Genomic DNA, 20052 nt, shown 5'->3' on the forward strand with positions numbered 1-20052 from the left:
GGTACAATCATTGGATAATGAACGTCAGAAAGCACTAGATACAGTAATCAAAAATATGGAAAAGTCATTCGGGAAAGGTGCGGTTATGAAGTTGGGTGACAACAAAGACCGTAACGTATCAACGATCTCAACAGGATCAGTAACCTTAGACCACGCACTAGGAGTAGGTGGCTACCCGAAAGGACGTATCATTGAAGTTTATGGACCAGAGAGTTCTGGTAAAACAACAGTTGCCTTACATGCCATAGCTGAAGTACAAAAAAATGGTGGGGTAGCAGCATTTATCGATGCCGAGCATGCATTAGACCCAGTTTATGCAGAGGCGTTAGGTGTTGATATTAATAACCTATATCTTTCACAACCCGATCACGGGGAACAAGGTTTAGAGATTGCAGAATCCTTTGTTCGTAGTGGTGCTGTCGATATTGTTGTTGTCGACTCAGTAGCAGCATTAACACCAAAAGCTGAAATTGAAGGCGAAATGGGAGATACGCATGTTGGTTTACAAGCACGTTTAATGTCACAAGCATTGCGTAAACTATCAGCAGCAATCTCAAAATCTAAAACAACAGCTATCTTTATTAACCAAATTCGTGAAAAAGTAGGTGTTATGTTCGGTAATCCTGAAACAACACCAGGGGGACGTGCCTTAAAATTCTATAGCTCTGTTCGTTTAGAAGTAAGACGTGCCGAACAGTTGAAGCAAGGGCAAGATATAGTTGGTAACCGTACAAAAATTAAAGTTGTAAAAAATAAGGTAGCACCACCATTCAAAGTGGCTGAGGTAGATATTATGTACGGACAAGGTATCTCTCGCCAAGGTGAGTTAATCGACTTGGGTGTTGCGCATGATATTGTAGATAAATCTGGTGCATGGTATTCATATAATGGAGAACGTATGGGCCAAGGTAAAGAAAATGTAAAACTGTTCTTAAAAGAGAATCCAGCTTTAGAAGCGGAAATTGATCAAAAGCTACGTGAAAAATTAGGCATCGCTGGTGATTCAGAAGTTGAGGCTGAAGATCAAACAGAAGAAGCAGATACATTATTTGATGCATAATATAAAATAAAAAGACTCATTTAAGGTGGGATGGCTTGTTGCGACGGGCTGTTCCATCTTTTATTGATTAACTTAGATCAGCTACCAACTGTTTATTTAAAGATATGCACAGAACAAAAAGTAAAATAATAGGAAATTTTCACTTTCATAAGTTAAAGAATTGATGATGTTGTCATGACTCAAGTCTTGATTTTTCTGACTTCAAAACGTACAATTATACATGTATGATTTTTAGTGATATTCATATAATCATATAGAATTGTTTATATACAGATCAAATCCTAGAAAAAGGAGGTGTTTGTGTGAATTTATTAACCCTCTTACTCATTTTGCTGGGTATTATTCTAGGAGTTGTTGCGGGGTATTTTATCGCCCAAAATTTAATACATCAACAGCAAGTACAAGCTAAAAATACTGCTGATGATATTGTCCAACAGGGGAGAAAAGACGCCGAGAATCTAAAAAAAGAGAAATTGCTTGAAGCAAAAGAAGAAAACCAAAAGATTCGTGAGCAAGTTGAAAGCGAGCTGAGAGAACGTCGTAGCGAACTTCAACGACAAGAATCCCGACTTCTTCAAAAAGAGGAAAACTTGGAACGAAAATCTGATTTACTTGATAAGAAGGATGAGATTTTAGACCAAAAAGAATCTAAACTTGAAGAAAGACAACAACAAGTAGATGCAAAAGAGAGTAGTGTTCAAACAATAATAATGAAACACGAACAAGAATTAGAACGCATCTCCGGTCTCACACAAGAAGAAGCACGTGATGAACAATTACAACGTGTTGAAAATGAATTGTCACAAGATATTGCAGTGCTTGTTAAGGAAAAAGAACGTGAAGCAAAAGAAAAAGTCAATCAAACGGCGAAAGAGTTGTTAGCAACGACAGTACAAAGATTCGCAGCTGAGCATACGTCAGAATCAACGGTATCTGTTGTTAACTTACCGAATGATGAAATGAAAGGTCGTATCATCGGACGTGAAGGCCGTAACATTCGCACGCTTGAGACGTTAACAGGTATCGATTTAATCATTGATGATACACCAGAAGCAGTCATCTTATCAGGTTTTGACCCTATACGCCGCGAGATCGCTAAAACGGCCTTAATTAATTTAGTATCTGATGGTCGTATCCATCCAGGACGAATTGAAGATATGGTCGACAAAGCGCGTCGTGAAGTAGATGAAATCATTCGCGAAGCTGGGGAACAAGCGACATTTGAATTAAATGTTCACAATATGCATCCAGATCTTGTTAAAATACTTGGTCGTATGCATTACCGTACAAGTTATGGACAAAACGTCTTGAAACATTCAATTGAAGTAGCGCACTTATCTGGTATGTTAGCTGCAGAATTGAATGAAGATGTTACAATTGCGAAACGTGCTGGTTTACTACATGATATTGGTAAAGCCATTGACCACGAAGTTGAAGGTAGTCATGTGGAGATTGGTGTGGAGCTTGCAAAGAAATATGGTGAATCACCAACTGTAATTAATGCAATCCATTCACATCATGGCGATGTAGAGCCAACATCAATTATTTCAATCCTCGTGGCAGCTGCAGATGCATTATCAGCAGCACGTCCAGGTGCACGTAAAGAAACGTTGGAAAATTATATCAAACGTTTAGAACGTCTTGAAGCCATTTCTGAAAATTATGATGGTGTTGAAAAGGCATTTGCGATTCAAGCGGGACGTGAAATTCGCGTGATTGTATCACCAGAAGAAATCGATGACTTACAATCTCATCGATTAGCGAGAGATATTAAAGACCAAATTGAAGGGGAACTTCAATATCCAGGTCATATTAAAGTGACAGTTGTCCGTGAGACGAGAGCGGTCGAATATGCAAAATAGAGAAGCAACCTCACAATGTGTGGGGTTGTTTTTTTATGCCATTTTTAGAATGGAACATTCAAGTGGATACTTGAATAAAAAGTAGGGATTCGTTATATTATATTCAAGTGAATACTTGAATGAGGATGTGAGATACAATGGCTAAAAATGAAATGGGTTGTGATGCATTTATAATTGATGAGGCACATGTTCAAGAGGCAAAAGAAACATTGGCTCAAACTAATATTGAGAGTGTCAGTCTGATGTTTAAAAGTATTGCAGATATTAATCGTGCTAAGATTACTTATTTATTATGTGTGCACGATGAACTCTGTGTCTGTGATTTAGCTGAAGTATTAAATTTAACAGTTGCAAATACGTCTCATCATTTGCGTTTACTGTATAAAAATGGTGTGGTGACTTATCGAAAAGAAGGGAAGCGTGCTTTTTATCGCATATATGACGCACACATTCGCCAAATTATGATGATTTCGATTGCGCATAAGGAAGAAGTGATGACGTATGACAACAAATAAGAAAACATATCGTGTAGAAGGGATGACGTGTGCCAATTGTGCTGCGAAGTTTGAACGTAATGTCGAGGCATTGCCATCCGTGTCATCTGCTACAGTGAACTTTGGCGCTTCAAAAATTTATGTACAAGGTTCACCAACGATAGAAGAGATAGAGGCAGCAGGTGCTTTTGAGAATATTGAAGTTTTTGATGATGAAGTAGCAAAGACTGAACAATTGATAGAAAAAGCACCACAATCATTAATTGAAAAAATACAGCAATTTTTTATGAATCACCAAACTTTATGGTTTTCAACATTGCTTATTGTATTTGGTTATTTGTCACAATGGTTATATGATACTGAAACGATACTCACACCATTATTATTCGTGTCGGCAGTCATGATAAGCGGCTTATCACTATTAAAAGAGGGATTGCGTAATCTTATCCATTTAGAGTTTGATATGCGTATGCTTATGACCATTGCAGTGATTGGCGGTATACTTATCGGCGAATGGGGAGAAGTCGCTGTTGTTGTGATTTTATTTGCATTAAGTGAAGCACTAGAACGTTTTTCAATGGATAAAGCGAGAGAATCCATGGCTTCACTGATGACCATTGCCCCAGATACGGCCATCATTTTAAGAAATGGCAATCAGATTGAGGTACCTGTTGAAGAAGTGGCAGTTGGAGAAAGGTTATATGTAAAGGCCGGCCAAAAGATAGCGTTAGATGGTATTGTTCGATCAGGTCATGCTACGGTCAATCAAGCAGCAATCACTGGTGAGTCGATTCCGGTTGAAAAAGGTATTGAAGATGAGGTCTATGCAGGAACATTAAACCAAGATGGTATTTTGGAAATTGAAGTAACAAAAGCTTCAGATGAAACAACGATTGCTAAAGTGATTGCAATGGTTGAAGAAGCACAAGTCAATAAAGCACCGGCACAAGCTTTTATAGAACGATTTGCACGGTATTACACGCCGCTTATTATGATCATCGCTCTAGGTGTTGCGGTGATACCACCTATCGTCACAGGTGCAAACTGGTATGATTGGATTTATCAAGGGTTATCAGTACTTGTTGTGGGGTGTCCTTGTGCATTAATTATTTCTACGCCCGTTTCAATTGTTTCGGGTATTAGTACAGCAGCTAAAAACGGTGTACTTATTAAAGGTGGTATTCATTTAGAACAGTTGAGTAAAGTGAAAACAATGGCGTTTGATAAAACAGGAACATTAACCCAAGGCGCGCCTCATGTTGTGGATGTCATTCAATTATCAGAAACATCAACTGATCAAGACATGTTATATCGTGTGGTCGCTTTAGAGCAAACAACACAACATCCACTTGCGCGAGCGATTGTTTACTATTTTGAAGATAAAATAGATCATGCACAAGATCAGACGATGGATCATGTGCAAACATTAACTGGACAAGGCATTCAAGGAACATTTGGTCCACACACAATGATTATAGGACAACCTAAGTTATTTGAAGATGAATTAACACCTGAGATTGATGAACAGATTGAAAAACAACAACAGCAAGGTCGAACAGTTGTAATCGTAAAACAAGACGATGCGTTACATTTATTAATTGCGTTACAAGATCAAGTACGACCACAATCTCAAAAAGTCATTGCACAATTGGCAAAACTTGGTATTACACAGCGTGTGATGTTGACGGGGGATCACGCTTATACTGCGAAAACAATTGGTGATGAAGTTGGCATTACAGATGTATATGCAAACTTAATGCCAGAAGATAAGTTGAACTATATTGAAGAGTTAGGTGACAAGCAACCAGTTGCAATGATCGGCGACGGTATCAATGATGCACCGGCATTAGCACGTGCAAATGTCGGTATTGCAATGGGTGGTGCAAGTACGGATACAGCACTAGAAACGGCAGATATTGCATTATTAAGTAATGATATGTCGAAACTACCATATGCTGTTCGCTTGAGTCGCTTAACAATGCGTACGATAAAGTGGAATGTAGGCATTGCGCTTGGCTTAAAAATTTTAGCCTTGTTACTCGTCATTCCAGGCTGGCTGACTTTATGGATTGCGATTATGTCTGATATGGGTGCCACACTGCTTGTCACATTAAATGCCCTTCGACTTTTATATGTGAAAGATATAACGGAGCATTGACATCGAAAAGTCGCACGTTAAAATAGATAAGTGAGTATTTTTATACAAGTGGTTGGGACACTGCTCATCGATTTGCTATCATACGGATGTCATCTGTCTCAACCCCCTGTGTCAATGAAGAGAGGACGTATTAAATGAGAATTTTATTTATTGGAGATATCGTCGGTAAGGTAGGACGACAAGCTATCAGCGAGCAATTATCACAATTGAAGCAACATTATCGTCCATCAGTGACTATTGTGAATGCAGAAAATGCTGCACATGGAAAAGGGATTACTGAAAAAATTTATAAAGAGTTACTGCGTGATGGTGTGGACTTTATGACGATGGGGAATCATACATACGGTCAACGTCAAATATATGAATTTATTGAAGATGCGACACGTATGGTTCGACCAGCAAACTTTCCTGAAGAAGCACCAGGTATTGGTATGCGTACAATTAAATTAAATGATAAGAAACTGGCTATTATCAATTTGCAAGGTCGTGCCTTTATGCAAGATATTGACGATCCATTTAAAAAAGCAGATCAATTGATTGCAGAAGCGAAAAAAGAAACAGATTATATATTTGTGGATTTTCATGCGGAAACAACTTCTGAAAAGAATGCGATGGGCTGGTATTTAGATGGTAGAGTGGGTGCTGTTGTTGGTACACACACGCATATTCAAACGTCAGATGAACGTATTTTGCCACAAGGGACAGCATACATCACAGATGTTGGCATGACAGGTTATTACGATGGTATTTTAGGAATTAATCGCGATGAAGTGATCGAACGTTTTATTACGAGTTTGCCACAACGACATGTTGTACCTGATGAAGGGCGTAGTGTGTTATCCGGTGTCTTTATTGAACTTAACTCAGATGGGTCAGCGAAACATATTGAACGTGTACTTATCAATGAAGATCACCCAATGAAGTATTAATGAAAAAAACGTATCGTCCATTAGTATGATTTTTAATAAAACCCACTATTTTATTGCACATATAGTGGGTTCTTTTGATATGATAAACAAAGAAGATAAACGTCTAGGAGGCTAAATGAATGAAATCTCAAGTATCGTGGAAAGTCGGAGGTCAGCAAGGTGAAGGGATTGAATCTACGGGTGAAATCTTTGCGACTGCGATGAACCGCAAAGGATATTATTTATACGGATATCGTCACTTTTCTAGCCGCATTAAGGGCGGACATACGAATAATAAAATCCGTGTGTCAACAACACCTGTACATGCGATTAGTGACGATTTAGATATATTAATTGCGTTCGATCAAGAAACGATTGAACTGAATCATCATGAAATGCGTGAAGATAGTGTGATTTTAGCGGATGCGAAAGCGAAGCCAGAAAAACCTGAAGATTGTAAAGCGCAACTACTTGTGATGCCTTTTACAGAAACAGCAAAAGAATTGGGTACGACTTTAATGAAAAACATGGTAGCAATCGGTGCAACCGCTGCGTTAATGTCATTAGATATTAAACCATTTGAAGCGCTTATTACCGGTATGTTCGAGAAAAAAGGTGAAAAAGTCGTTGACCTCAATATTCAGGCATTACACGAAGGTCATCGCTTAATGAATGAAGAACTAGGCAATATCAAAGGCGACTTTGATTTAGCTGAAAGTGAAAATGTACCTCATTTATATATGATTGGAAACGAAGCGATTGGTTTAGGTGCAATTGCAGGCGGTTCACGCTTTATGGCAGCTTATCCAATTACGCCAGCATCTGAAATTATGGAGTACATGATTGATCATTTACCAGAAGTAGGCGGTACAGTCATTCAAACAGAAGATGAGATTGCGGCCGCAACAATGGCGATAGGTGCAAACTATGGTGGTGTCAGAGCGTTTACAGCTTCAGCAGGTCCTGGTCTTTCATTGATGATGGAAGCGATTGGTTTATCTGGTATGACAGAAACACCACTTGTCATCATGAATACACAACGTGGAGGTCCATCAACGGGTCTTCCAACAAAACAGGAACAGTCAGACTTAATGCAAATGATTTACGGAACACATGGTGATATTCCGAAAATTGTTTTAGCGCCAACTGATGCAGAAGATGCATTTTACTTAACAGTTGAGGCATTTAACTTAGCTGAAATGTATCAATGTCCAGTTATTTTATTGAGTGACTTACAATTATCACTTGGTAAGCAAACGGTTAAAAATTTAGACTTCAATAAAGTTCAAATCAACCGTGGTGCAACAATTACAGAAGATATCGAACGTGATCCTGAAGATAAAGATTACTACAAACGCTATGCAGTGACAGAATCAGGTGTATCTTCAAGACCGATTCCTGGTGTCAAAGGTGGTATTCACCATGTCACAGGTGTTGAACATAATGAACAAGGTAAGCCGAGTGAAGCGGCACAAAACCGTCAAGACCAAATGGATAAACGTATGCGTAAAACAGCAAACTTACGTATTGAAAAACCAGTTGAAGGTTCTTTAAAATATGAAGAATCAGATTTACTTTATCTTGGTTTTATCTCAACAAAAGGTGCCATTCAAGAAGGTACAGAACGTTTAGAAGCTGCCGGACACAAAGTGGAACATTTACAAATTCGTCAGTTACACCCGTTCCCAACAGATATCATTCAAGAAGCAGTTGATCGTGCGAAAAAAGTAGTCGTGGTAGAACACAACTATCAAGGACAACTTGCAAACATCATCAAAATGAATGTGAATTTAGGTGACAAATTAGTAAACCAAACGAAATATGACGGCACACCATTCTTACCGCATGAAATCGAAACGAAAGGCTTATCACTTTTAAATTCACAAAAGGAGAGAATCTAATTGGCTACATTCAAAGATTTTAGAAATAACGTCAAACCGAACTGGTGCCCAGGATGTGGTGACTTCTCAGTACAAGCTGCCATTCAAAAAGCGGCTGCAAATGTTGGCTTAGAACCAGATGAAGTGGCATTAATTACAGGGATTGGTTGTTCTGGACGACTATCAGGTTATGTCAATTCTTATGGTGTTCACTCAATTCATGGACGTGCATTACCACTTGCACAAGGGGTAAAAATGGCAAACCGTGATTTAACTGTTATTGCTTCAGGTGGTGACGGAGATGGTTATGCGATTGGTATGGGACATACAATCCATGCTTTACGTCGTAACATGAATATCACATATATCGTTATGGATAACCAAATTTATGGGTTAACAAAAGGTCAAACATCACCATCATCAGCACCAGGTTTTGTTACAAAAACAACGCCAAAAGGGAACATTGAACAAAATGTTGCGCCACTTGAATTAGCATTATCATCAGGTGCTACATTTGTGGCACAAGGATTCTCAAGTGATATTAAAGCATTAACAAAAATGATTGAAGATGCGATTAATCACGATGGATTCTCATTTGTAAATGTGTTCTCACCATGCGTAACTTACAATAAAATCAATACGTACGATTGGTTCAAGGAACATTTAACGGATTTAAATGATATTGAAGGTTATGATACGTCAGATAAACAACGTGCGATTCAAACAGTTGTTGAACATGACTCACTTGTAAAAGGGATTGTATATCAAGATACAGAAACACCATCTTATGAATCACAAATTGAATCACTAGGTGAAACGCCTTTAGCACATCAAGATATTCAATTAACAGAAACACAATTTGAATCATTAACAAAACAATTTGTATAGATTTTTAAAGTGAACAGCTGAAGTCCTATAATAGGAACTTCAGCTTTCTCTATTTATGGGATCATATTGTGGACGATGAGAAATTGCACTTTATACTAATTTTTAATATAATTGAGAGATGATATAAGGGCAGAAAGGGTTTTGCATGTGAATGAAGAACAAAGAAAAGCTGGGACACTAGATGTTCTTGCAAATCGTAAAGATAAAGAAGAAAAAGACTACAGCAAGTATTTTGATCACGTTTATCAGCCACCAAGTTTAAAAGAAGCAAAAAAACGTGGTAAAGAAGAAATCGTCTATAACCGTGACTTCCAAATCGATGAAAAATATCGTGATATGGGGAAAGGACGTACATTTTTAATTAAAACATATGGTTGTCAAATGAACGCCCATGATACAGAAGTCATGGCGGGTATTTTGTCAGCACTTGGCTATACGCCAACAGAAGATGTGAATATTGCGGATGTGATCTTATTGAATACATGTGCGATCCGTGAAAACGCAGAAAATAAAGTATTCAGTGAAATTGGGAATTTAAAACATATTAAGAAAGAACGCCCAGATTGCTTAATTGGTGTATGCGGCTGTATGTCACAAGAAGAATCAGTCGTCAATAAAATCTTAAAATCATACCAAAACGTAGATATGATTTTCGGTACCCATAATATTCACCGTCTACCTCAAATTTTGGAAGAAGCCTATCTTTCAAAAGCCATGGTCGTTGAAGTATGGTCAAAAGAAGGCGATGTAATTGAGAACTTACCGAAAGTACGAGAAGGTCGTATTAAGGCATGGGTAAATATTATGTATGGTTGCGATAAATTCTGTACATACTGTATTGTGCCATTTACCCGCGGAAAAGAGCGTAGCCGTCGTCCTCAAGATATTATTGATGAAGTACGTGATCTTGCACGACAAGGATATCAAGAGATTACATTACTCGGTCAAAACGTAAACTCATACGGTAAAGACTTAGAAGATATCGAATATGGTCTTGGCGATTTATTAGAAGATATTGCGAAAATTGATATTCCACGTGTCCGTTTTACAACAAGTCATCCATGGGACTTCACAGATCGCATGATTGAAGTAATCGCACAAGGTTGTAACATCGTGCCACACATTCACTTACCCGTACAATCAGGGAATAACCAAGTGCTTAAAATCATGGGACGTAAATACACACGTGAAGCATATTTAGATTTAGTGCGTCGTATTAAAGCAGCTATTCCAAATGTAGCATTAACAACAGATATTATCGTTGGTTACCCAAATGAAACTGAAGAACAGTTTGAAGAAACGTTAACGTTGTATGAAGAAGTAGGCTTTGAGCATGCGTATACGTATCTTTACTCTCAACGTGACGGCACACCTGCTGCTAAAATGAAAGATAATGTGCCTACAGAAGTTAAAAAGGCACGTTTACAACGTTTGAATCAGTTAGTCGGTAAGTATTCAGCAGAAGCATTAAAAGCATATGAAGGTAAAACAGTGAAAGTTTTATGTGAAGGTGCAAGTAAAAAAGATGATGAAGTGTTAGCAGGATACACAGAACGTAACAAACTTGTGAACTTCCGCGCACCAAAATCAATGATTGGTAAAATTGTTGATGTGAAGATTGTGGAAGCAAAACAATATTCATTAAATGGTGAATTTATCGGTGTGAGTGACGCAACTTTGGTGAGTCAATAATGACAAATAAAGAAGATGTGTTGCGCAAAGCACGTGAGCTGCAGCAATCCATTCAAAATTTGGAAACTGTCCAATACTATAAACAAGTTGAAGCACAAATTCATCAAAATGAGCATATTGCTGAACAAATGAATATGTTGAAACAACAACAAAAACAATCTGTGAACTTGCAGAATTATGACAAGCCAGTGGCATATCAACGTTCTGAGGAAACCATTCAAGCTATTCAAACAGAAATTGATGATATGCCGATCGTTTCGGAGTTTCGTCAAGCACAGCGAGAGGCCAATGATGCGATTCAATTTATTATTGAGACATTAGAAGACGGAATAGACATTACTCGGTTGGATACCCAACTTGAAACAGAGGCATCAGAAGATAAAAGTGAGTAAATGATTAAAACAAATAATCTGGAGATCAAGGTTGAACGTTAAGCATGTCAACAAATATTTGTTTTAACAATGAAATCAAGCTCTTAAAAGTTCATGAAAAGGAGATAGATAATGAATAATAAAAAACTAACGTTAACGGCGTTATTGATTGCGCTGAATGTTGTATTAAGTACAGTCATTGTCATACCAGTTGGTCCGATTAAAGCAGCGCCAGTACAACACTTTATTAATGTTTTAAGTGCTGTGTTATTAGGTCCGTGGTATGGACTTGCGCAAGCATTTATCTCATCATGTATTCGAGTTATCTTTGGTACGGGTACAGCATTTGCCTTTCCAGGAAGTATGATTGGTGTGCTTTTAGCGAGTCTCTTTTACTATGTGAACCGTCATCTCTTTGTCGCTGCCATTGGTGAAGTGATTGGGACAGGAATTATTGGGAGTCTTATGTGTATCCCACTTGCTTGGATTTTACACATGGATGGCTTTTTAATTAAACCATTGATGGCCGCATTTATCCTATCAAGTATGATTGGGGCAGCGATTAGCTATGCTTTACTGATCATATTGAAGAAGCGCGGATTGCTTAAAAAGATAGAAAATTATACAAAACACAAGTTAAAATGACGAATAGGCTAGGCGAATCGAATGTTGCGTATCGTCTAGCCTTTATACATATGGATATAAGCGTAAATGATATACATAATGAAAAAAAGAGATTTAAAGGATTGTGATATAAAATGACAAATGTGACACCGATGATGAAACAGTATCTTTCAATTAAGTCACAACATCAAGATGCTTTACTGTTTTTTAGACTGGGTGATTTTTATGAATTATTTTATGAAGATGCGATTACAGCAGCACGTGTATTAGAAATTACATTAACGAAACGTGACGCGAAAAAAGCAAACCCGATACCAATGGCAGGTGTACCATTTCACTCAGCTGATGGGTATATTGAAACACTGATTCAAAATGGATATAAAGTAGCCATCTGTGAACAGATGGAAGATCCGAGACAAGTCAAAGGGATGGTAAAGCGTGAAGTTGTGCGTATCGTAACACCAGGTACTGTGATGGAACAAGGTGGTGTGGATGAAACACAAAATAACTATATTTTAAGTTTTGTTCACGATGGCGACTATGCGCTCAGTTACTGTGATATTTCAACAGGTGAATTAAAAGTCACACATTTTGAAGATGAAAGTACATTAATTAATGAAGTAACGACGATTAAACCTAATGAAATTGTTGTGACACAACCACTGCCAGACCATCTAAAGCGTCAATTCAGTATGATTACAGAAACCATGACAGTCCGTGACACTATTTCGGAAACAAACTATCAAGTCAATCAACTAGATCATCCAAAAATGCATCAAGCTGTCCAAATATTGTTAGATTATGTATACGATACGCAAAAACGCGACATGTCACATATTGAACCTGCAACAGTTTATCGTGCATTAGACTATATGAAAATGGATTTCTACGCAAAACGTAACCTTGAGTTGACAGAGAGTATTCGTCTCAAGTCAAAAAAGGGAACATTGTTGTGGTTGATGGATAAAACAAAAACACCGATGGGGGCAAGACGTCTGAAACAGTGGATTGATCGGCCTTTAATCCAACAAGCAGAAATTGAAAAACGTCATGAAGCAGTGACCCAATTTTTAAATTATTTCATTGAACGTTCAACGCTTAGAGATTATCTCACAGAAGTTTATGACATTGAACGCCTTGTGGGACGTGTAAGCTTTGGGAATGTTAATGCGAAAGACCTTGTGCAGTTAAAACATTCTATTGCACAAATTCCTGCAATTAAAGCATTATTACAGACAATCGATCATGAAGCGATTGCACACTTTAATGCATTAGAACCATTAGAAGATTTATTGGCTGTTCTAGAAAAAAGTTTGGTTAATGAACCACCACTCTCTGTGAAAGAAGGGGGTCTATTCAAATCTGGATTCAATGAAGAACTAGATGGTTATTTAGATGCATCACGTAATGGGAAGCAATGGCTGGCAGAACTTCAAGCGAAAGAACGTGAACGCACAGGTATCAAATCTCTAAAAATTAGTTTCAATAAAGTATTTGGTTATTATATTGAAATTACACGTGCAAATCTTACGCAATTTGATCCAGAGGCATATGACTATGAACGTAAACAAACGCTTTCCAATGCAGAACGTTTTATTACAGATGAACTAAAAGAGAAAGAAAGTATGATTCTCGGTGCGCAAGACAAAGCAATTGAATTAGAGTACCGTTTGTTCACTGAATTGCGACAATATGTCAAACAATTTACAGAGCGTTTGCAACAACAAGCGAAGATTATTTCAGAATTGGACTGTTTACAAAGCTTTGCAGAAATTGCACAACAATATAACTATGTACGTCCAACGTTTAGTGCTGATCGCACATTATCACTTGTTGATTCTCGTCACCCAGTGGTAGAACGTGTAATGGATTACAATGACTATGTACCGAATGACTGCCATTTAGATGATGAGACATATATTTATCTGATCACTGGACCGAACATGTCAGGTAAGTCCACGTATATGAGACAAGTTGCTATCATCAGTATCATGGCACAAATGGGGGCCTTTGTTCCATGTAAGTCAGCACAACTCCCTATTTTCGACCAAATTTTCACACGTATTGGAGCAGCGGATGACCTTGTTTCTGGTAAGAGTACCTTTATGGTTGAGATGTTGGAAGCACAAAAAGCACTGCGTTATGCAACAAAAGATAGCTTGATTATTTTTGATGAAATTGGACGTGGAACATCAACATATGATGGTTTATCATTGGCACAAGCGATGATTGAATATGTGGCTAAAACCTCTCAAGCTAAAACATTGTTCTCTACACATTATCATGAATTGACAGAGTTAGATCAGTCATTACCATGCTTGAAAAATGTTCATGTAGCTGCAAATGAATATAAAGGTGAACTGATCTTCTTACACAAAGTGAAGGAAGGTGCCGTTGCGAATAGTTATGGTATTCAAGTGGCACAATTAGCAGACTTGCCAGAACCTGTCATTGAACGTGCAAAAGTCATTTTAGAAGCTTTTGAATCTCATGAAAAACCGGCGACAGTGGCTGATACAAGCGTAGATAACGAGGAAATCACAACTGAAATAGATGAAAGACAAACTGTTAATTCTGAACAAAGTTCTAAAGTGAATGAAACAAAGTTTGAACAACCAACATTTGATTTATTTGATCCGAATGAACCGAGTGAAATTGAGCAAGAAATTAAGAAATTAAACATTTCACAAATGACACCATTAGATGCATTAGTAAAACTGAGTGAATTGCAAAATCGATTAAATTAGAAGGTGACAGTATGGGAAAAATAAAAGCTTTACAGACGTCACTTGCCAATAAAATTGCAGCAGGTGAGGTCGTTGAACGTCCAAGTTCTGTTGTGAAGGAATTACTGGAAAATAGCATTGATGCAGGGGCCACGGAAATCAATGTAGAAGTACAAGAAGCGGGTGTATCATCAATACGTGTTGTCGATAATGGCTCAGGTATTGGTGAGGGTGACTTACCACTTGTATTTCATCGACACGCAACAAGTAAGTTATACGATGATGACGACCTCTTCCATATCCGGACATTAGGTTTTCGTGGTGAAGCTTTAGCAAGTATTTCATCCGTTGCCAAAGTAACACTAAAAACCTCAACAGATGGCGTTGATGGTTATGAGGTTTATGCTGAAGAGGGCGCCATTCTTTCACAAAAACCTGCCAAAGCACGTCAAGGAACTGATATTTTAGTAAGTGGCTTGTTTTACAATACACCAGCCAGACTGAAATATATTAAGAGTTTATATACAGAACTTGGTAAGATTACAGATATTATGAATCGAATGGCCATGAGTCATCCAGATATACGCATGTCACTCATGAGTGATGGCAAAAAAATACTTCAGACAAATGGATCTGGACGCACAAATGAAGTGATGGCTGAAATCTATGGTATGAAGGTAGCCCGTGATTTACTCCATATTACAGGTGAAACAAGTGACTATGAAATTGAAGGATATATAGCGAAACCTGAACATTCTCGTAGTAATCGTCACTATATTTCATTATTTATAAATGGTCGTTATATTAAGAATTTCGTTTTAAATAAAGCAGTTGTGGAAGGTTATCATACACTGCTAACGATTGGCCGTTATCCAATTGTCTATCTCAATATCAAAATGGATCCGATCTTAGTAGATGTCAATGTTCATCCAACAAAACTTGAAGTCCGTTTATCAAAAGAAGATCAATTGTATGGATTAATTGTTGAAAAAATTCAAGAAGCGTTTAAAGATAAAATACTTATTCCTAAAAATGATTTGAATAAGCATCAACCTAAAAAAGTGCTAGAAAAGTTTGAACAACAAAAATTGGCATTTGAACAACGTCAGCAGACAGATACAGATTCATTAAAGTCCCAAAATACAGTAACGCATGAAGTCATTAATGAAGACGAGCCTCCATCAACTGTTGAGGAAGCACCAGAGACGTACGATGTCGAAAAACGAGAAGTGCTAGCAAATATGAATGCGACATCAGAACCCATTTCAACCGTATCTGATCAACCTGAATACAACTGGTTGCCAGATGATGAAGAGGTTGTATCATCATCAGAACCTAAGCCAACATCACAATCAGATGTGGTCGCAACAGAAAAAGTTGTTGAGACGAAGACAACGCAATATGAAACACAGACATCTGAAACATCAGCACCACGCGTGCCGTACATGGAAGTTGTGGGACAAGTGCATGGGACATATATTGTAGCGCAAAATGATACAGGGATGTATTTGATTGATCAGCACGCAGCGCAAGAACGGATCAAATATGAATACTTCCGTGACAAAATTGGTGAAGTAACGAATGAAAATCAAAACTTATTGATTCCTCTAACATTTAACTTTTCTAAAGATGAACAACTGACGATTGAACAATTTCGTGATGAACTAGAGAAAGTAGGTATTTTCCTAGAGCCATTTGGGGGTCATGACTATATTGTGAATAGTTATCCGATATGGTTTCCACCAGAAGAAGTTGAAGAAATTATTAAAGATTTGATTGAATATGTACTGGCTCATAAAACGATGAATATTGCGAAGTTCCGAGAAGAGGCAGCTATTATGATGAGCTGTAAAAAATCGATTAAAGCCAATCATTATTTAACAAAAGAAGATATGACGTCATTGATTAATCAATTGAGAGAGATGGAAGATCCGTTTACGTGTCCGCATGGACGTCCAATCATCATTAACTTTACCAACTATGAATTAGAACGCTTGTTTAAACGTGTTCAATAGATAGATTTGAAAGGAAATTACGAGTGAAACCTTATATTTTACCAGCCATCCGATCTATGAAAGATCTAGAAAAACTAGCAAAAACAGATTATGAAACGTGTGTCTTATTAGATACACATATTGGTCATCTACAAGGTGTGATGCAATTTATGCAACAGCATCAGCTCAAACCTTATATGCATATTGATTTGATTAAAGGGATGAGTCACGATGAATTTGCATGTGAATATATAATTCAGACTTATAAACCTAAAGGCATTGTTTCAACAAAAATGAAAGTCATTAAAAAAGCAAAAGCACTCGGTGTCGCAACGATTTTTCGTGTATTTATTATTGATAGCCATGCGCTAGAGCGTAGCATCGACCTGATCCAGCGCCTTGAACCCGACTATGTAGAAGTGTTACCGGGAATTGCTGATAAAGTGATACAACAAATTCAAAAAGAGACAGGTGCTCGTGTTATTGCAGGTGGTTTGATTAGCACAGAAGAGGAAGTGCAACGTGCAATTAATCATGGTGCATCACAAGTCACGACAAGTAATCGAGATCTTTGGTAGAATTTTTATATTTATTCATAATGAAATATAATCAATTTGTGCTCTAAGAATACGAGAGACACTTTTGTCTCAACGTCATTATATCAGTGTTCGAGAATCAGAATTCTCAGCAGAATGTCGTAATTCGACAAAATCAAAAAGCGATTTTTGCTCGTTGCTTTGATTCTGCTCGAATTCTAAACGCTTCTCTTATAACCTCAGCAATTTTTCACAAATTAATATTTTTGATTAGACAGCGTTTTCATATGATTGTATGATAAATAACAAGTTAATATAAGAAAAGAGACTGAGAGATTTCTGCGTTCGTATTATGTCTATTTGGGATAGTGCGTGTTGTAGTTGTCTCTTTTTTTCTAAGGAGGAAAAGAGAATGAATATTTATTTAGCAGAATTTTTTGGGACAGCCCTCTTACTTCTCATGGGTGGTGGTGTTGTTGCCAATGTTGTATTAAGAAAGTCGAAAGGTGAGGCAGCAGACTGGATTGTTATCGCAGTCGGTTGGGGACTTGCCGTAACACTCGGTGTCTACGCAGTGGGACAATTCTCAGGCGCACACTTGAACCCAGCAGTAACCATTGCTTTTGCGATGACAGGTGATTTCCCATGGCATCAAGTACCTGGTTACCTTATTGCACAGTTATTAGGTGGTATTGTTGGTGCGGCATTAACATGGTTAACATATTTACCACATTGGCGTGCTACAGATGATCAAGGTGCTAAGTTAGGTGTCTTCTCAACGGCGCCTGGTATCCGTAACTATATGGCTAACTTCTTAGCAGAGATTATTGGAACAGCCGTGCTTGTTGCAGGATTATTATTCATTGGTGCAAACAAATTTACAGACGGTTTAAATCCACTTATCGTTGGTGCATTAATCGTCGCGATTGGTGTCAGCCTTGGTGGTCCAACTGGGTATGCCATTAACCCAGCACGTGACTTAGGTCCACGTATTGCACATGCTATTTTACCTATTCATAATAAAGGTAACAGTGACTGGTCATATGCGATTGTTCCAATTTTAGGACCAATTGCAGGTGGTATGCTAGGGGCAGCTATTTACTTACTTGTATTTGAAAATGTATTTAATGTATGGTCCATCGTATCAATTGTATTAGTGGCTTGTACATTGGTACTTGGACAAATTATGAACAAAAAATCTTCACGCGATGATATTGGAGAAATTTAATATTACAATAAAAATAGCGTAAAACGAATGCGTCAGGGAGGCATCATATTATGGGAAAATATATTTTAGCAATCGACCAAGGAACAACGAGTTCAAGAGCGATTTTATTCGATGAAAATGGAGAGATTCGTGGTATTTCACAACGAGAATTTAAACAACACTTTCCAAAATCAGGTTGGGTAGAGCACGATGCAAATGAAATTTGGACTTCTGTCATTTCAGTGATGGCAGCAGTGTTAAATGAAAATGATATTTCACCATCAGAAGTAGCAGGTATCGGTATTACGAACCAACGTGAAACAACAGTAGTATGGGATAAAAATACAGGACGTCCTGTCTATCATGCGATTGTCTGGCAATCACGCCAAACGCAATCTATTTGTGAAGAATTGAAGAATGCGGGTCATGAACCATTATTCCGTAAGAAAACAGGCTTATTATTAGACCCTTACTTCTCAGGAACAAAAGTAAAATGGATTCTTGATAATGTAGACGGTGCACGTGAAAAAGCTGAAAATGGTGATTTATTATTCGGTACCGTTGATTCATGGCTTGTTTGGAAACTTTCAGGTGGTAAAGCACACGTTACAGACTATTCAAATGCAAGTCGTACGTTAATGTACAACATCCATGATCTTGAATGGGATGATGAATTACTAGAGATCTTAAATGTCCCTAAACAAATGTTACCGGATGTACGTCCTTCAAGTGAAGTATACTGTGAAACAAAAGATTATCATTTCTTTGGACAAAACGTACCAATCGCAGGTATTGCGGGTGACCAACAAGCGGCACTATTTGGTCAAGCATGTTTTGAGCGTGGCGATGTGAAGAACACGTATGGTACAGGTGGCTTTATGTTGATGAATACGGGTGAAGAAGCGGTGTTGTCAGAGCACGGTCTATTGACAACAATCGCTTACGGAATCGACGGTAAAGTACATTATGCCTTAGAAGGTTCAATCTTCGTATCAGGATCTGCTATCCAATGGTTACGTGACGGTTTACGCATGATTCAATCAGCACCACAATCAGAAGACTATGCAAAACGCGTAGAAGATACTGAAGGTGTTTATGTTGTTCCTGCATTCGTTGGTCTCGGTACACCATATTGGGATTCAGAAGCACGTGGTGCTATCTTTGGTTTAACACGTGGTACAAAGAAAGAGCACTTCATTCGTGCTACGCTTGAATCATTATGTTACCAAACGCGAGATGTGATTGAAGCAATGGCACAAGATTCTGGTATTGATGTAAACAGTTTACGTGTCGATGGCGGTGCTGTTCAAAATAACTTCTTGATGCAATTCCAAGCTGACTTATTGAATATTGATGTTGAACGTCCAGAGGTCGCAGAAACAACAGCATTAGGTGCTGCTTATCTTGCAGGTATTGCAACTGGCTTCTGGAAAGACCAATCTCATGTTAGCAACCATTGGAAACTTGAAAAAGCATTCAAACCTGAAATGTCAGATGAGAAACGCGAACGTCTATACAAAGGATGGAAGAAAGCGGTTGAAGCAACACAAGTATTCAAGTTAGACGATGCTGAATAATTATGTTATATTAGCGTTAAGTTAATAGAAGCACTCGAGATTTGGAGAGATTTTTCGTACAACTTTAAATAAGTC

At 37.9% G+C, this 20052-nt stretch carries 15 protein-coding genes; all 15 read left to right on the top strand.

All coding sequences use genetic code 11. The features are described 5' to 3' along the window. The first annotated feature begins 10 nt into the window (after positions 1 to 10). The 15 genes from recA to glpK all read left to right on the top strand — a co-directional run bounded on the left by recA (position 11) and on the right by glpK (position 19977). The gene (gene recA, locus MUA88_RS04780) at positions 11 to 1060 is read left to right on the top strand and encodes a recombinase RecA (RefSeq protein WP_262604970.1); all 1050 of its coding nucleotides are present in this window, start codon (positions 11 to 13) and stop codon (positions 1058 to 1060) included. Positions 1061 to 1362: 302 nt separating this feature from the next. Continuing rightward, positions 1363 to 2922 (top strand): ribonuclease Y, encoded by a 1560-nt coding sequence (gene rny / locus MUA88_RS04785; protein WP_262604971.1) that lies wholly within the window; start codon positions 1363 to 1365, stop codon positions 2920 to 2922. Positions 2923 to 3059: 137 nt separating this feature from the next. Next, complete coding sequence (locus tag MUA88_RS04790) at positions 3060 to 3437, top strand: ArsR/SmtB family transcription factor (RefSeq protein ID WP_262604972.1); 378 nt, start codon at positions 3060 to 3062, stop codon at positions 3435 to 3437. Continuing rightward, entirely contained in the window at positions 3424 to 5574 is a 2151-nt protein-coding gene (locus MUA88_RS04795) for a heavy metal translocating P-type ATPase (protein WP_262605888.1), read from the top strand. Before MUA88_RS04790 ends, MUA88_RS04795 begins: the two co-directional genes overlap by 14 nt. A 134-nt stretch (positions 5575 to 5708) precedes the next feature. Continuing rightward, on the top strand, positions 5709 to 6503 hold the full coding sequence (locus MUA88_RS04800) for a TIGR00282 family metallophosphoesterase (protein ID WP_262604974.1): 795 nt from the start codon (positions 5709 to 5711) through the stop codon (positions 6501 to 6503). Between the two features lie 119 nt (positions 6504 to 6622). Beyond that, positions 6623 to 8383 (top strand): 2-oxoacid:acceptor oxidoreductase subunit alpha, encoded by a 1761-nt coding sequence (locus MUA88_RS04805; protein WP_262604975.1) that lies wholly within the window; start codon positions 6623 to 6625, stop codon positions 8381 to 8383. Next, complete coding sequence (locus tag MUA88_RS04810; RefSeq protein ID WP_262605890.1) at positions 8384 to 9250, top strand: 2-oxoacid:ferredoxin oxidoreductase subunit beta; 867 nt, start codon at positions 8384 to 8386, stop codon at positions 9248 to 9250. It abuts the gene before it with no gap. A 147-nt stretch (positions 9251 to 9397) separates the two neighbouring features. Next, entirely contained in the window at positions 9398 to 10942 is a 1545-nt protein-coding gene (gene miaB / locus MUA88_RS04815) for a tRNA (N6-isopentenyl adenosine(37)-C2)-methylthiotransferase MiaB (protein ID WP_262605891.1), read from the top strand. Further along, positions 10942 to 11334 (top strand): YlbF family regulator, encoded by a 393-nt coding sequence (locus tag MUA88_RS04820; protein WP_262604978.1) that lies wholly within the window; start codon positions 10942 to 10944, stop codon positions 11332 to 11334. The genes miaB and MUA88_RS04820 overlap by 1 nt, the downstream gene beginning before the upstream one ends. A gap of 111 nt (positions 11335 to 11445) precedes the next feature. Beyond that, entirely contained in the window at positions 11446 to 11958 is a 513-nt protein-coding gene (gene thiW / locus MUA88_RS04825) for an energy coupling factor transporter S component ThiW (protein ID WP_262604979.1), read from the top strand. Between the two features lie 134 nt (positions 11959 to 12092). After that, on the top strand, positions 12093 to 14684 hold the full coding sequence (gene mutS / locus MUA88_RS04830) for a DNA mismatch repair protein MutS (protein WP_481906609.1): 2592 nt from the start codon (positions 12093 to 12095) through the stop codon (positions 14682 to 14684). Between the two features lie 11 nt (positions 14685 to 14695). Next, on the top strand, positions 14696 to 16678 hold the full coding sequence (mutL, locus tag MUA88_RS04835) for a DNA mismatch repair endonuclease MutL (protein ID WP_262605893.1): 1983 nt from the start codon (positions 14696 to 14698) through the stop codon (positions 16676 to 16678). Positions 16679 to 16701: 23 nt separating this feature from the next. Continuing rightward, positions 16702 to 17235, top strand: coding sequence for a glycerol-3-phosphate responsive antiterminator (locus tag MUA88_RS04840; RefSeq protein WP_262604982.1), 534 nt, complete (start codon positions 16702 to 16704; stop codon positions 17233 to 17235). Between the two features lie 370 nt (positions 17236 to 17605). Further along, the gene (locus MUA88_RS04845; protein WP_262604983.1) at positions 17606 to 18421 is read left to right on the top strand and encodes an MIP/aquaporin family protein; all 816 of its coding nucleotides are present in this window, start codon (positions 17606 to 17608) and stop codon (positions 18419 to 18421) included. Positions 18422 to 18471: 50 nt separating this feature from the next. Further along, positions 18472 to 19977 carry a glycerol kinase GlpK gene (gene glpK, locus MUA88_RS04850; protein ID WP_262604984.1) on the top strand — a complete coding sequence of 502 codons (1506 nt, stop codon included), beginning with the start codon at positions 18472 to 18474 and terminating at the stop codon, positions 19975 to 19977. Positions 19978 to 20052: the final 75 nt, after the last annotated feature.

It is taken from the genome of Staphylococcus sp. IVB6240 (assembly GCF_025558425.1).
GTDB lineage: Bacteria > Bacillota > Bacilli > Staphylococcales > Staphylococcaceae > Staphylococcus.

Coding starts and splice junctions, on each gene's coding strand:
- MUA88_RS04790 (WP_262604972.1), top strand. CDS start 3,060: ATGGCTAAAAATGAAATGGGTTGTGATGCATTTATAATTGATGAGGCA.
- MUA88_RS04795 (WP_262605888.1), top strand. CDS start 3,424: ATGACAACAAATAAGAAAACATATCGTGTAGAAGGGATGACGTGTGCC.
- MUA88_RS04800 (WP_262604974.1), top strand. CDS start 5,709: ATGAGAATTTTATTTATTGGAGATATCGTCGGTAAGGTAGGACGACAA.
- MUA88_RS04805 (WP_262604975.1), top strand. CDS start 6,623: ATGAAATCTCAAGTATCGTGGAAAGTCGGAGGTCAGCAAGGTGAAGGG.
- MUA88_RS04820 (WP_262604978.1), top strand. CDS start 10,942: ATGACAAATAAAGAAGATGTGTTGCGCAAAGCACGTGAGCTGCAGCAA.
- thiW (WP_262604979.1), top strand. CDS start 11,446: ATGAATAATAAAAAACTAACGTTAACGGCGTTATTGATTGCGCTGAAT.
- mutS (WP_481906609.1), top strand. CDS start 12,093: ATGAAACAGTATCTTTCAATTAAGTCACAACATCAAGATGCTTTACTG.
- mutL (WP_262605893.1), top strand. CDS start 14,696: ATGGGAAAAATAAAAGCTTTACAGACGTCACTTGCCAATAAAATTGCA.
- MUA88_RS04845 (WP_262604983.1), top strand. CDS start 17,606: ATGAATATTTATTTAGCAGAATTTTTTGGGACAGCCCTCTTACTTCTC.
- glpK (WP_262604984.1), top strand. CDS start 18,472: ATGGGAAAATATATTTTAGCAATCGACCAAGGAACAACGAGTTCAAGA.